The 13,775-nt window shown below is 66.0% G+C and carries 10 protein-coding genes; 7 read left to right on the top strand and 3 right to left on the bottom strand.

Annotation, left to right across the window (positions count from 1 at the left end):
- Position 1 precedes the first annotated feature (1 nt).
- A complete protein-coding gene (locus tag ABFD52_13555; protein ID MEN6561791.1) occupies positions 2 to 652 on the top strand; it encodes a bifunctional 4-hydroxy-2-oxoglutarate aldolase/2-dehydro-3-deoxy-phosphogluconate aldolase in 651 nt (216 codons plus the stop codon).
- 93 nt (positions 653 to 745) lie between these two features.
- Positions 746 to 1,825 (top strand): aldo/keto reductase, encoded by a 1,080-nt coding sequence (locus ABFD52_13550; protein ID MEN6561790.1) that lies wholly within the window; start codon positions 746 to 748, stop codon positions 1,823 to 1,825.
- A 255-nt stretch (positions 1,826 to 2,080) separates the two neighbouring features.
- Here ABFD52_13550 and ABFD52_13545 read toward each other — a convergent pair whose 3' ends face one another.
- The 3 genes from ABFD52_13545 to ABFD52_13535 all read right to left on the bottom strand — a co-directional run bounded on the left by ABFD52_13545 (position 2,081) and on the right by ABFD52_13535 (position 6,303).
- On the bottom strand, positions 2,081 to 3,829 hold the full coding sequence (locus ABFD52_13545; GenBank protein MEN6561789.1) for a hypothetical protein: 1,749 nt from the start codon (positions 3,827 to 3,829) through the stop codon (positions 2,081 to 2,083).
- Positions 3,830 to 3,889: 60 nt separating this feature from the next.
- The gene (locus ABFD52_13540) at positions 3,890 to 5,182 is read right to left on the bottom strand and encodes an aspartate aminotransferase family protein (GenBank protein ID MEN6561788.1); all 1,293 of its coding nucleotides are present in this window, start codon (positions 5,180 to 5,182) and stop codon (positions 3,890 to 3,892) included.
- Positions 5,183 to 5,268: 86 nt separating this feature from the next.
- Positions 5,269 to 6,303: a sugar kinase gene (locus tag ABFD52_13535; GenBank protein MEN6561787.1), complete on the bottom strand. Its 1,035-nt coding sequence runs from the start codon at positions 6,301 to 6,303 to the stop codon at positions 5,269 to 5,271.
- 99 nt (positions 6,304 to 6,402) lie between these two features.
- Between ABFD52_13535 and ABFD52_13530 the strand changes: the two genes are divergently transcribed.
- The 5 genes from ABFD52_13530 to ABFD52_13510 all read left to right on the top strand — a co-directional run bounded on the left by ABFD52_13530 (position 6,403) and on the right by ABFD52_13510 (position 13,739).
- Positions 6,403 to 7,635 carry a M20/M25/M40 family metallo-hydrolase gene (locus ABFD52_13530; protein MEN6561786.1) on the top strand — a complete coding sequence of 411 codons (1,233 nt, stop codon included), beginning with the start codon at positions 6,403 to 6,405 and terminating at the stop codon, positions 7,633 to 7,635.
- A complete protein-coding gene (locus ABFD52_13525; GenBank protein ID MEN6561785.1) occupies positions 7,628 to 8,686 on the top strand; it encodes an alcohol dehydrogenase catalytic domain-containing protein in 1,059 nt (352 codons plus the stop codon). Before ABFD52_13530 ends, ABFD52_13525 begins: the two co-directional genes overlap by 8 nt.
- 31 nt (positions 8,687 to 8,717) lie before the next feature.
- Complete coding sequence (locus ABFD52_13520; protein MEN6561784.1) at positions 8,718 to 9,746, top strand: Gfo/Idh/MocA family oxidoreductase; 1,029 nt, start codon at positions 8,718 to 8,720, stop codon at positions 9,744 to 9,746.
- 189 nt (positions 9,747 to 9,935) lie between these two features.
- The gene (locus tag ABFD52_13515) at positions 9,936 to 10,607 is read left to right on the top strand and encodes an RraA family protein (protein ID MEN6561783.1); all 672 of its coding nucleotides are present in this window, start codon (positions 9,936 to 9,938) and stop codon (positions 10,605 to 10,607) included.
- A gap of 12 nt (positions 10,608 to 10,619) precedes the next feature.
- Complete coding sequence (locus tag ABFD52_13510; GenBank protein ID MEN6561782.1) at positions 10,620 to 13,739, top strand: heparinase II/III family protein; 3,120 nt, start codon at positions 10,620 to 10,622, stop codon at positions 13,737 to 13,739.
- The last annotated feature ends 36 nt before the right edge of the window (positions 13,740 to 13,775 follow it).

The raw sequence follows: 13,775 nt of genomic DNA, 5'->3' as shown, positions 1-13,775 counted from the left end.
AATGACGCGAGACGAAGCCCTTAGGATCATCCTGGAAACCAAGGTCATCGCCGTCATCAGGATGGCGGAAGCGGACAAGCTCCGCAAGGTCGTGGAAGCCGTCAGCCGGGGCGGCGTCCGGGCCATCGAGATCACCATGACCACGCCCGGCGCCCTGGACGCCATCCGGGCGCTGGCCGCCGGGAAGCCGGACGGCTCGCTCATCGGCGCCGGCACGGTCCTCGACGCCGCGACGGCGGCGGAGGTCATCCGGGCGGGGGCGGAATTCGTGGTCTCTCCGGTGCTGGACGGCGGCATGGTCCGGACCTGCCGCGACGCCGACCGGTTCGTCGCGCCCGGCGCGTTCTCGCCGACGGAGATCCTGTCGGCCTGGCGGCTCGGGGCGGACGTGGTCAAGGTCTTCCCGGCGACGTCCCTGGGGCCGAAATTCTTCAAGGACGTCAAGGGCCCCCTGCCCCAGGTCCGGATCATGCCCACGGGCGGCGTCTCGATGGCCAACGCCGCGGATTTCCTCGCGGCCGGGGCCTGCTGCGTCGGCATCGGGACGGCCCTGCTCGACAAGGAGCTGATCCGGCGCGGGGATTGGGACGCGCTGACCTCGAGATCGCGGGAACTTGTCGAGTCGTTGGCCCGGCCGGCCGGGCCCCGGTAAGGCCAAGCCGGAAGCGTCAAGACCCTCTCGGCCGCCGGAGGCCGCTGGCTCCGGGGCTTCGGTCCGATAAGCTGGAACGAAGGGAGAAGTCGAATGTCCGGAAACAGCCTGACCGGGAACCGGGTCAGCCGGGAAAGATCGGCCCCGAACCCTGATCTCTACGGACTGCCGTTCACCATCGACGATTTCGCGGGCCTGCCGTTCAGGCGCCTGGGGCCCTCGGGGCTCCGGGTCTCGTCGATCGGCCTGGGGACGTGGAAGTTCGGCTATCCGGAGACCGGCGACGGCTCCCGGACCGGCGAAGCCGCGGCCCTGAAGATCCTCGACCGGGCCTTCGAAGAAGGCGTGACCTTCTGGGACACGGCCAACCGCTACAACGATTCCTCCGGTAACTCCGAGCGGGTGATCGGGGCCTGGTTCTCCGGGAATCCGGGCCTGCGGCGGAGCGTCGAGCTCGCGACCAAGGTCTTCGGCGCCATGGACGGCCGGACCCCCAACTTCTGCCGCCTTTCGAGGACCAATATCCTGGAGTCCGTCTACGCCTGCCTGGACCGCCTCGGGACCGACCACATCGATCTCCTCCAGTTCCATCAGTTCGACGCCGCGACCCCGGCCGAGGAGAGCCTCGCGGCCGTGGAGGACCTCGTCGGCCGGGACCTGGTCCGGTACTTCGGGGTCTCCAATTTCACCGTCGAACAGATCGAGGGCTACGCGGCCCAGGCCGGGATCTTCCGGCGGGCCCGGCTCCTGTCCGTTCAGAACAGGTTCGACATCCTCTGCGGCGAAGAGCCGGGAAAAGCGGGGGTGCTGGAGCTCTGCGCCAAGCGGGGCCTGGCCTTCATCCCCTGGAGCCCGCTGCGCGGCGGGCTCATCTCCGGGCGCTATCTTGACAGGGAAAAGGCCAAGCCCGGAGACCGGCTCGTGGACGAGAAACGGCTCGACGGCGAGCTGACCCCGGCCGCGCTGAGGAAGCTCCGGGGCCTGGCGGAGCTGGCCAGCGAGTGGGGCTGGAGCGTTTCCCAGGTGGCGATCGCCTATATGCTCCGGATGCCCGGCCTGGGCCCCGTCATCGCGGCCTGCTCCAGCCCGGAACAGGTCTCCGAGAACGCCCGGGCCGGACGGATCGTCCTCACGGCCGAGCAGGCGGAGAGGATCGCCGGCATCCTCGGGTGAAAAAGGGCTCTTCTCCCATCTCCGGGATTCCCTCTCGCGGCGGCGATGGGCGTACGGCAGGGAGCGGAGTCCTCGAAGCGACCATCAGAAGCATGGCGGAGCGACTCGGAGCCGTGCTTCTGGGAAATATCGGAAGAAAGCGCTTTCCTGAGATACTTCTCAGAATCCCGGCCTCGAGTGCTCGGCCGTGATTCTGATCTCCGCTCCCCAGAGTGCTCCGCGCCGGCCGGGGGACGAAGCCACGGCCCGAAAGAGTCAGTTATCGCGGGCCTTGGCCGGCCTCGTGGCCAGCCACATGGCCGTCCCCATAACGATCAGGACCGCGGCTACGATCAGGTTGGCCCGGAAGGCGGCGGCGTCCTTGTAGCCGATCAGGATGAAGAGGGAGATCGCGGCGATGAGGACGCCGAAGCCCCCGACCATTAAGCCGATGATCTTCCAGGGGGACAGGGGCTTGTCCGCCGTCTCTTCGGCCAGGAAGGGGACCTCCAGGTCGGCGAAGAACTTCCCGACCCGTTCCGTTTCCTCGGCGGGCGTCGGCTTGGTCGCGGACCCGAGCCACATGCCGATGACCGTCGCGGCGATGCTCAGGACGTTGGTGGCCGAGTTCCAGCCGCTGCGCAGCCAGAACTCCAGCGTCCGGTTGTCCGACATCTGCGCGGAGAACTTCTGGACCAGGAAGAAGTTGGCCAGGACGAGGACGAAGCCGGTGAGGCAGCCGGCCGCGAGGCCCCAGAGGGCGCCCCGGGAGTTGAACTTCCGGAACAGGAGGCCGAAGGCCAGGGGGATGATGGTGGCCGGGCCGAACGCGCCGAAGATCCTGAACATGATGTCCATGAGGTTGAAGCCCTTCAGGCTGTTGAAGAGCAGGGCCAGAAAGATAGTCAGGGCGCCGATGACGATCGTGAAGGCCCGGCCGGTGAAGATCTCCTGCTTCTCGGTAAGGTTCGGCCGGATCTTCTTTTTGAAGAAATCGCGGGTCAGGATCCCGGACAGGGTGTTGAACTCCGAGCCCAGGGTGGACATGGTCGAGCTGATGATGGAGGCCAGGACGAAGCCCATGAGGCCCACGGGCATGATCTTCATGCTGATGAGGGCGTAGACCTCCTTGGCGTTGGGGATCTCAGGCAAGAGGACCCTGGCCGCGATGCCGGGGAAAAAGAAGATGGGCGGCGTGACGAACATCAGCAAGGCGACCCAGCGGATCATCTTCCCGATCTCCTTCTCGCTCTTGAGGGTGTTGTATTTCTGGACGAGGGCCCAGCTGCCGCTGTAGCTCAGGGTCATGATGAGGAAGACCGTGAAGACGAGGTAGGACCAGCCGTACGGCTCGGGGGCCGGGTTGAAGAACCCGGGCGGCAGCCGGTGGACGAATTCGCCCAGGTTGCCGACCTTTAGCAGGGTCAGGACGAAAAGGGTGATGCAGGAAACGGCCAGGATGATGACGTTGACGAAATCCGTGATCATGATGGTCATCTGCCCGCCCATGAACGAGTAGAGGATCATGATCACGCCGATGATGGCCATGAAGGCGGCCAGGGAGAGCCCCAGGCCCCGCAGCGCCACGACGAAGATGATCGAGGTCGACAGGATCTTGAGGGCGTTGTCGGACATGCGCAGGGGGATGCCGGTCCAGACGAAGACCTGGTGGGTGGTCGAATTGTAGCGCCGCTCCATGAAGCCCAGGGGCGTGACGACCCTGGACCGCCGCCAGCGCCGGGCCAGGAAATGGCCCGAGAGGAGGACGCAGATGGGGAAGATCCACATGATGATGATGACGACGATGCCGTACTTGTAGGCGATCTCGTTGTAGATGACGAACAGGAGCGCGCTGAACGAGGCCTTGAAGAAGGACGTCCCGGCCAGCCACCAGGGCATGGTATTGCCGGCCGCGAAATAGTCCTTGGCCTTCTTGATGTAGCGGGCGAAATAGAAGCCCATGGCGAGGATGACGACGAAGTAGGCCAGGATCACCAGGTAATCCGGGAGCCGGATGCTCTGCATTCTGTATCTCCTCCGAGGGCCGGCCGGCCGGCCCCGCTGATCTGGGTGGAACCTCGGGCCCTAAAGCTCCGACAGGACCTTGTCCAGGATGCCGACCGAGCGGTCGATGAGCTCGGGCGTGATGACCAGGGGAGGGGCCACGCGCATGACGTTGCCGTAGATGCCGAGCTTCCCGACCATCAGCCCGTTCTCGACGCACTTGACGACGACCTGCTTGGCCGTGTCCGGCGCCGGTTCCCTGGTCGCGCGGTCCTTGACGAACTCGATGCCCATGACGAGGCCCATGCCCCGGACGTCGCCGATGACGGCGTGCTTGGCCATGAGCCCGAGGAGCTTGTCCTTGAGGTAGGCGCCGTTCTTGGCCGCCTTCTCGACGAGCCCTTCCTTTTCGATGATATCGAAAACCGCCAGCGCTCCCGCGCAGCTGAGGGGATTCCCGCCCATGGTCGAGGACAGCTCCCCCGAATCGAGGCAGGAGATGATCTCGGACCGGGTCGCGACGGCGGCGATGGGCACGCCGCTGCCGATCCCCTTGCCGAGAAGCAGGACGTCCGGCTCGAGCCCCTCGTGCTCGAGGGCCCACATCGTCCCCGTCCGCCCGTAGGAGGCCTGGACCTCGTCCAGGATGAAAACGAGGCCCTTCTTCCTGGCCCAGGCTTCGAGCTTCTTCAGGAAGCCCGGAGGGGGGAAGATGAAGCCCGCCGTCCCCTGGTAGGGCTCGATCATGACGGCCGCCAGGGAGCCCGAGGACTGGACCCGGACCGACTCGTCGATGAAGTCGAGGCAGAACAGCCCGCATTCCGGATGGGTTTTCCCGAACGGGCAGCGATAGCAGTAGGGGTAGGGGACCAGGATCGTTCCGGGCACGAGCGGCCCGTAATTCCGCCTGATCTTGGGGATCCCGCTGAGGCTCATCGGCCCGAACGTCCGGCCGTGGAAGCCTCCCCAGAACGAGACGATCTCGTACTTGCCCTTGTATCTTTTGACAAGGCGGATGGCGGCGTCGGCGGCCTCGGACCCGGTCGTGACGAAGATGACCTTGTCCAGGTGCGGCGGCGTGGTTTCAACGATCTTCCGGGCCAGCCGCAGCCGCTCCGGGGTCGGGAAGTCGAAGGGATTGAGGAGCCGGGAAGCCTGCGAGGCGAGGGCCTCGGCCAGGCGCGGGTGGGCGTGGCCGACATTGGCCACCAGGACGCCCGACGTCCAGTCGATATAGTGCTTGCCGTCGACATCCCAGATCTCCGCTCCGAGGGCGTGGTCCCAGACGACGGGCGCCTGCCAGTTCATGCAGCCGGGCTCGTACTTGCGGGATATCTCCAGGAACTCTTTGGTTTTTGAACCGGAATTAGGCATGGTGTGGTTTCCTTATCATCGGGAACTTGAGATATATGGCCTTCTTTCTGGGCGGCCAGGCCGGCCGCCTGGCCGGGTCTCCCCCCTCATCGCTGCACGCGCCCCGAAGCGTCGCCGCGCATGAGGGACAGGACGTCGGCCTCCGAGACCAGGTTGAAATCGCCGGGGATCGAATGCTTCAGGCAGGAAGCCGCGACCGCGAAGGACAGGGCTTCCGCCCCTCGCCCGAATTTCTTCAGCCCGTGAATGAGGCCGGCCGCGAAGGCGTCCCCGCTTCCTATCCGGTCGACGATGACCGGGATCTCGTACCTGGGACCCTGGATGAACCCGCCGGCATCTCTCAGGACGGCCGACCAGCCGTTGCGGTCGGCGCTGAAGCTCTCGCGGAGGGTCAGCGCGATCGTCTTGAGGTTCGGGAACAGTTTTAGGACCTCGAGGGTCAGGGCCTCGTAGCCGGCGAGATCGAGGCGCCCCGACCGGACATCGCCCGGGGCCGCGAGGCCCAGGGATTTCTGGCAGTCCTCTTCGTTGCCGATGGCGATGTCGGCCAGGGCCAGGACGCGGCGCATGATGTCCGGCGCCGGAGTCCCGTATTTCCAGAGCTTGCCGCGATAGTTGAGGTCCACGGAGATCGTGACCCCCCGGCGCCTGGCCGCCTGCAGGCCCTCCACGGTCAGCTCCGCCGCGGAGGCGCTGATGGCCGGCGTGATGCCCGAGGTGTGGAACCAGTCGACGCCCTGGAGGGCCTCGTCCCAATCGATGTCGCCGGGGACGGCCTCGGCGATCGCGGAACGCTCCCGGTCGTAGACGACCTTGGACGGGCGGCGATCGGCCCCCGTCTCGGCGAAATAGATGCCGAGCCGCTTTCCTTTGCGAACGACGAAATCCGTCCCGACGCCGCGGCGCCTCAGCTCCGCGACAGCGGCGTCGCCGACGGGATTGTCGGGAATGACGGATATGAACCGGGCCTCATGGCCGAAGCACGCCAATGATACGGCGACGTTTGCTTCTCCCCCTCCGAATGTGGCATTGAATAATGGAGACTGGAGAAGTTTCTCCTTCCCCGGGGAAGAGAGCCTGAGCATGATCTCGCCGAATGTCGCGACCTTTATCACGCGCATCCCTCCTTCAAAATTCTTTTTGACGAAACAGCTACAGCATGATATATATCGTATATGATATATGTTATCAATCTTTGCTTATGAATAGCAAGTAGAAAAATGAACAAACCCGATATTTTCCGGACGATCGATAAGAATCTTGAAGGATCGATCGAGATCCTGGCCGAGCTGATCTCGTTCCCCTCGACGCGCGGGAACGAAGCCGGTCCCGGCCGCTACCTCAAAACCCGGCTCGAAGGCTGCGCCGATTCCGTGGAACTCATTCCCGTTCCCGACTCTCTCCAGGACGATCCCGATTACGCCTTCCGGCTGGATGGCTTCAGCTATGCCGGCGCGGCCAACCTGAGGCTGAAGCTTCTCGGGACAGGCAAGGGGAGGAGCCTGGCCTTGAACACTCATCTCGATGTCGTGCCGGCCACGCCCGGGCAGGACGATGCGTTCAAGGCCAGGATATCGGACGGGAAAGTCTTCGGCAGGGGATCCTGCGACGCCAAGGGCCAGGCCGCCGTGCTCTGGCTCGTCTTCAAGACGCTCTCCGACCTCGGTCTCAAGCCGCGGGGCGACCTGACGGCGGATTTCGTGCTCGAGGAGGAATGCGGCGGCAACGGCACCCTTTTCGTCCAGCGGAACGGGCTAACCGCGGACGCCGCGATCGTCCTGGAGCCGACGGCCCTCGAGGTCGCTCACCTCGTGCGCGGGGCGGTCTGGTTCGAGGTCAGGACGTCCGGTATCGCCGGCCACAGCGGCAGCCCGGGCACGACCTCGAGCGCCCTCAAGACGGCCATCCGGGTCATGGAGGCCATCGAGGCGGTCCGGGCCGAAACCTTGGATGTCTCCCGGAAGAGCGTCGCCGCGATCGCCGGGCACCCCGACCCGGCGCCCTGCACCTTCGGGATGCTTCAAGCGGGGAACTGGCCGGCGGCCTCGCCCTCGGAAGCCGTCCTCAAAGGCGTCTTCGGCTTCCTCCCTCCCTTCCGCAGGGAAGAGATCCGGGAGAAGCTGGCCCGGGCCGTCAGCCCCTTCCGGGCCGAGATCACCTTCCCCATGCTCAACAACGACCCGTCGTTCCTGCCGGCCGATCATCCTCTGGTCGAGGGGCTCGCGGCCTCGGGCCGCCGGGCCGGCGCCGCGTCGCGGCCGGCGTTCATGAACGCTTCTTGTGACGCCTGGAGATACTCGGTTGGCCTCGGCATCCCGACGGCCGTCTTCGGCCCGGGGGCCCTGGCCTCGGCGCACAGCAAGGACGAACATATCGTGATCGACGATATCCGGAAGGCCGCCGCGGCCATCCTCGGATTCATCGATGATTGGAGCGGATTGGACCATGCCTAAAGAAAGCCGGATGAAAGCCTTGGTCAAGACCGCGAAAGGGGAGGGCCTGGTCGAGCTTCGGGACGTCCCGGTCCCGAAGATCGGCGCGGGCGAGGTCCTCATCGAGGTCAAGGCCGCCGGGATCTGCGGCACCGACCTGCATATCTTCCACGACGCCTTCCCGTATTGGCCGCCCGTCATCATCGGGCACGAGTTCTCGGGGGTCATCGCCGCCAAGGGCCCGGACGTCCGGGGCTGGGAGGTCGGGGACAGGGTCGTCGGGGAGCCGCATACCCTGGCCTGCGGCAGCTGCTGGCTCTGCCGGACCGGCAACAGGCAGATCTGCGCGTCCAAGAGGTCGCCGGGCTGGGGGATCGACGGATGTTTCGCGAAATATATGCGCTTTCCCGAGCCGGCCCTCCTCCACCGGATCCCGGACGACATGCCGTTCGACGAGGCGGCGTTCGTGGAGCCCGCCGCCAATGTCGTTCGCGACGTCCTCGAACGCGGCCGGGTCGAACCCGCCGACACGGTCGTGGTCATCGGTCCCGGGCCGATCGGGCTCATGGCGGCCATGGCCGCCAAGGCGGGCGGGGCCGCCAGGGTCGGCGTGGCCGGGACGAACGCGGACGAGGGCCTGCGCCTCTCCCTGGCCCGGGCGAACGCGGCCATCGACAATGTCTGGAACGTCCAGCGGGAAGACGTCCCCGCCGCCGTCGAGGCCCTCACGGGCGGACGGGGGGCGGACCTGGTCGTAGAGGCCAGCGGATCCGAGGGCGGCATCGGCCTGGCCGCGCGCCTCGTTCGCAAGATGGGCCGGGTCACGGCCATCGGCCTGACGGGCCGGCCCGAGGTCCGGTTCCCTTATGGCGCGATGATGTCCAAGGCGGCGGACTGGATCTTCAACATGTCCACGTCCTACACTTCCTGGGACCGGGCCATCCATCTCATCCACTCGGGCCAGATCGACGTGCGGCCGCTCATGACCCACGCGGGAGGGCTCGAGAAGTGGGCGGAATTCTTCGCCGACCTCGAAAGCAAGAAGGGCATCAAGGGGATCTTCCTCCCCTGATCTCAGCAATATCCGGAACAAGGAGATCCACATGGCATTGAGATTCGGCATCATCGGCGCCGGGATCATGGGCAATTCCCTGGCCCGGGTCCTCGGCTTGGTCCCCGGCGTCGAGGTCGCGGCCTTCTGCGATCCCGACCGGGAGCGGCTCGAGAAGAGCGGCCGCGAGTTCAACGTCAAGGCCCTGTACACGAACCACAAGGCGATGCTCGAGAGCGAACGGCTCGACGCCGTGGGCGTGGCGACGCCGGACAACTTCCACAAGGCCCCCGTCGTCGATTCGCTCCTGGCCGGCTGCCACGTCTACGTCGAAAAGCCGCTGACGACCTCTCAGGCCGAGGCGGAGGAGATCTGCCGGGTCGTCCAGAAGACCAGGAAGAAGCTCCAGGTGGATTTCAACCATCGCTGGCTCTCGCCCTATCACAAGGTCAAGGAGCTGGTGGCCTCCGGCGATCTCGGCGAGCCCATGATCGGCTTTGCCCGGAAGAACAACCCGATCTCCGTGCCCACCAAGATGATCCGGTCCTGGTCGGCCCGGACGACGCCGGCCTGGTTCCTGTCGTGCCACGACATCGACCTGATGACCTGGTGGTTCGACGCCGACCCGGTCGAGGCCTACGCCCGGGGCATCAAGAAGGTCCTGGTCCAGGAAGGCTTCGATACCTATGACGGCATCCAGTCGGTGGTCACCTACGAGGGCGGGAAATTCGCCACGTACGAGGCCGTCTGGATCTACCCGGAGACGAGCCCCTACATGCCCGACTCCTATATGGAGCTCATCGGGAGCAAGGGCACCCTCCAGATCGACCGGCAGGCCGAGGCCGTCGATGCCATGCTCCAGGAGAAGTTCAGCTGCCCCAGGACTTTCCTTAATTACAAGGTCTTCGACGAATGGCAGGGGGCCTTTCCCGCGGCGATCCGGGGCTTCATCTATGCCATCGAGCACGACACGGAGCCCCACGTCAATGCCCGCGAGGGCGTTCGGAGCACGGCGGTCCTGGAAGCCATCCATCGGTCGCTGGCTTCCGGCAAGCCGGAAAAGATAAAGATCAATATCTGAACGGACCGGGCCTCTGAAGACCGCTCCGGAGGCCGAGGAACTTCCATTGTCCACCAGCCATCGGTCGAAGGCGTTCGAGAGGCCGGCCGGGCTCTTCCTTGGGCCGGCGGTCCCGGCAATGGTTGATTTAGACGAAAGGTCTATGATATACGATATACGATTTATCCAGGCTATTAAAAAGGATGAACTATGAATTTCAAGAACGAAGTAGAGATGTTCAAGTTCATGGAACGCGTTTTCTACTCGGGCGCCCTGTCCGATATCCTGGATGAGATGGGTTTCTCCGAGTGCGCGGCCAGCCCTCATGCCCTGGTGCGTCCCCTCTTCCCCCAGGCCATATGCGCAGGCAGGGTTCGGACCCTTCTCAACGCTCCGATGCTCACGGGGCGCGAGAATCCGTACAAGCTCGCGATCGCCCTCATGGACAGCCTCAAGCCCGGGCAAGTCGTGCTGGCCACCTCGACCAAGCCCCTGGAAACGGGGATCATGGGAGAACTCTCGGCCACGGCCATGAGCAGCCGCGGCGCCCGCGGCTGCCTGGTCGACGGCTACACCCGCGACGCGCGCAAGATCGTCCGGATGCGGTTCCCGGTCTTCGCCAAGGGCGTCTCTCCCATCGACACCACGGACCGGGCGGCCGTCGTCGAATGCGATCAGCCGGTCCTGTTCGCGGGCCGCAGGGTCTTTCCCGGCCAGATCGTCTTTGCCGATCTGGACGGCATCGTCTTCATTCCCAAGGAGGCCGAGAAGGCCGTCGTCAAGGAGGCGGCCCGCCGGGTCCGGGCCGAAACGAAGGTCCGCACGGCCCTCAAGGCGCGGGCCAAGGTCAGCGACGTCTGGGACAAGTACCATGTCATGTAGGCCGGGGCGGTCATGAACAAGAGATCGGCCGTCCTGGGGTTCCTGGCCGTCTCGCTGGGGTCCGTTCTTTTCGCCGCGGGAGCGAAGCCCGCCCTCGAGCCTTATATATATAAGGAGGACTTCGAGTCCAACGAGCTCAATGCCTGGGCTCCCTATCCCCTCGGTCAGGACACGGCCTTCGACCCGAGCTTTCACCCGGGTCTCATGGTAGCCGGCGACCCGAACATCTCGCTCATCCAGCGGCTGGCGCCCGGCTCCGCGTTCGAGGCTTACGCCGGCGCCCAGAAGGTCCTGGACGCCTGGCTCGTGCCGGGCTCCAAGATCGGTTTCCGCTTCTATCTCAAGACGGAACTCGCGGCCGAGTTCCTGAAGGTCCGGCTGGCAGCCGGCGAGGCGGGGACGGTGGAGATCGCGTTCCCCGCTCCCCGGACCAACGCCTGGCAGACGATCGACGCGACCTACGAGGACGTCATCCGGCAGAACCCCCGCCTCGGGGGACAGGATATCAAGGTCAACGCCCTGGCCGTGCTAGTGAAGTTCCCCAAGGCCGATCCGGCCATGCCGATCTATTTCGGCCTGGATGATATCCTCTTCAGCGCGGCCCGCGCGGCCCGCTTCGCTTTCTCCGAGCCGCGGATGTCCGAGCTTGCGGAATGGCGGCCCCGCATCCCGGAGAGCCCGTATCGCAGAGGCGACAGTCTATTCCTGAAGGGGCGCTGGCCGTTCCGGGCCGACAGCGTCGAGATCAAGATCGAGGATTTCCCGGCCCGGAAGAAAGTGTTCCATGACGGCCGGATGGCCCTGAAGGCCGGGGAATGGCAGGCGCGGATCGATCTGGCCTGGCCCGAGGGCCTCTACATCGGCCGGTTGACGGCGCGTTCGGGACAGGAGGCGCTGGCCGAGACCGAATTCACCGTTCATATCGCCCCGCCCGCCTCGCGGCTCGGCCACCCGCGCCTTCTCTGGACCGCCGGCAAGGTCGAGGCCGTCAGGGCCCGTCTCTCCGAGAGCCGGTTCGACGGCGTTCGGAAAGAGATCGCCAGGGACCTGGCCTGGAGCCGCGAGAAGCTGCCACCCGGCAAGGTCGTCTTCGATATCGACCGCTTCCCGCGCGACGAGCCCCTCATCGGCAACCTGCCCAGGTCCATCAGCCCCTGGGGCCAGAGGATCGACGCCTGGTCCATGGCCCTGCGCTCGAGCTCCCTCTCCTACGCCCTGCTGGGCGACGCGGAGGCGGGCGCCTACGGCAAGTCCGTCCTCCTGAAGGTCTGCGACTTTCCGTTCTGGCTGCACCCCTGGTTCGAGAACCGGGGCCAGCACAGCTATTACCCGGTCGGCGAGCTGGCCATGGACGTGGCCCTGGCCTATGACCTTCTTCATGACACGATGAGCGCGGCCGAGCGCCGGGCCTGCCGGGACGGGCTTTTCCGGAACGTCATCTCGGGGGTCCACCGGAGCTACGTCGAGGACAACCTCGTGACGAACGACACGTCCAACTGGGTGGCCCACATCTGCGGCGGCTCGCTCGTGGCCCAGGCGGCAGTCTTCGGCGACGGCCCCGATGTAGAAGGCCGGGAGCCCTATTTCACCGGCGCGATCCTCAAGCTCGAGGATTTCATCCGGAGGTCGGTCGGCCGGGACGGCGGCTACGGCGAGAGCTTCGGCTACTGCGGCTTCACCATGCTGTCGCTGTCCAGCGCCCTGCCGGCCGTCGAAGCGGTCTTCGGCGTCGACCTGGCGGGGCCCCTCGCGCTCAATTACCTGGACATGATCTGGGCCGGGCTCATAAAGGACCGGCTGTTCTTCCAATTCGGCGATTCGACGGGCGATCTGACGCCCCTCACGAGCTGGGCCTGGTTCCTGCCCAAGGCCCGCGACCCGCTCCTGACCTGGCTCTACCGTTTCCTCAAGAAGGGCGAGACGTTCGCCGACGTCCTGTATCCGACGGAGGCGGGACCGGAAAAGAGCCCCTTCGACGAACCGCCGGTCCGGCTCTTCCGCGACCTGGGGACGACCGTTTTCAAGAGCGGCTGGGAGAAGGACGACTTCGTCTTCGTCATGCGGACGGGCGCCTTCTACAATCACCAGCACCTCGACCAGGGAACGTTCTGGCTGGCCGACCGCGGCACGCTGTTCGTCGAAGAGCGCCACGGCAGCTCGTACTACGACGACCCCTTCTATCCGTCCAGCTACATCCAGCCGGTCGCCCATTCGACCATACTAGTCGACCGCAACCCGCAGAGCCAGAGGGCCGGCGACCCGCGGGACTTCGCCGCGGGCTTCGAGGACCACGCCTTCGTCCGCCATTTCCTGGACGGGACGGACACGGCCTTCGTCTCCGGCGATATCGGGCGCCTCTACTGGGGCAAGGTGAAGGAGATGCGGCGGAACGTCCTCTACCTCAAGCCGCGGACAATCCTCCTGATCGACACCGTCGTCCCGGCCGAGAAGGACGTCGACGTCACGCTCCTTTTCCAGACCGCCCGGTTCGACGACATCCTGCCTGGCGACGCGTCGTCCCGGATCGTCAGGGGCGGCAACGCCCTCCACATCGCGCATCTCGCGCCGGGGGAGGTCAAGGCGGCCGCCGAGAGAACGCCGATCTATATCAAGACGCTGGCGTCCGAGAACCCGCTGACGGCCGAAGGCATGCTGACCGTGACCGCCCGGACCGGCCGGCGCCCCCTGGTCCTGGCCAATCTCCTGAAGGTCGGGGGGCCCGGCGAGCGGATCTGCAGCGCCGAGGCCCGCGGCGGGTGCGTCTCGGGCTCGACCGGCGGCCGCGAATTCGCCTTCAGCACGGAGCCAGGCCGGACTTTCGAAGCGGGCGGCTTCACCACGGACGCGCTGGCCCTGGCCTGGGGGGGAGACCTGGTCTTCGCCGCGATGGCCAGGACGCTCGACCGCGCGGGGACGAAGCTCCTCGCCTCGACGGAGCCCGTGACCTGCGAGATCGGCCCGCGCCGGATGAAGTACTGCCTGGACGCTCCGGCGACCGTGACCCTGCGGGCGGCCGCGCGTCCGGCCGCCGTCCTGATCGACGGGAAGATCCGGCGCGCCTTCAAGTACGACGAGGCCGCCGGTCGTCTGACCCTCGCCCTGGAAGCGGGGGAAGGAACGGTCACCTACTAGGAGGAGCGGATCCCCGGGGGACCTTTGCCCGGGGGG

The organism is Acidobacteriota bacterium (genome assembly GCA_039683095.1).
In the GTDB taxonomy this organism is placed as follows: Bacteria; Acidobacteriota; Aminicenantia; order Aminicenantales; family Saccharicenantaceae; genus RBG-16-66-30.
The sequence above is the reverse complement of the archived record's forward strand: the minus strand, read 5'-3'. Positions and strand labels throughout refer to the sequence as shown.

Bases quoted from the DNA above. Each gene is read 5' to 3' on its own strand.
- ABFD52_13555 (MEN6561791.1), top strand. From the start codon at position 2: ATGACGCGAGACGAAGCCCTTAGGATCATCCTGGAAACCAAGGTCATC.
- ABFD52_13550 (MEN6561790.1), top strand. From the start codon at position 746: ATGTCCGGAAACAGCCTGACCGGGAACCGGGTCAGCCGGGAAAGATCG.
- ABFD52_13545 (MEN6561789.1), bottom strand. From the start codon at position 3,829: ATGCAGAGCATCCGGCTCCCGGATTACCTGGTGATCCTGGCCTACTTC.
- ABFD52_13540 (MEN6561788.1), bottom strand. From the start codon at position 5,182: ATGCCTAATTCCGGTTCAAAAACCAAAGAGTTCCTGGAGATATCCCGC.
- ABFD52_13535 (MEN6561787.1), bottom strand. From the start codon at position 6,303: ATGCGCGTGATAAAGGTCGCGACATTCGGCGAGATCATGCTCAGGCTC.
- ABFD52_13530 (MEN6561786.1), top strand. From the start codon at position 6,403: ATGAACAAACCCGATATTTTCCGGACGATCGATAAGAATCTTGAAGGA.
- ABFD52_13525 (MEN6561785.1), top strand. From the start codon at position 7,628: ATGCCTAAAGAAAGCCGGATGAAAGCCTTGGTCAAGACCGCGAAAGGG.
- ABFD52_13520 (MEN6561784.1), top strand. From the start codon at position 8,718: ATGGCATTGAGATTCGGCATCATCGGCGCCGGGATCATGGGCAATTCC.
- ABFD52_13515 (MEN6561783.1), top strand. From the start codon at position 9,936: ATGAATTTCAAGAACGAAGTAGAGATGTTCAAGTTCATGGAACGCGTT.
- ABFD52_13510 (MEN6561782.1), top strand. From the start codon at position 10,620: ATGAACAAGAGATCGGCCGTCCTGGGGTTCCTGGCCGTCTCGCTGGGG.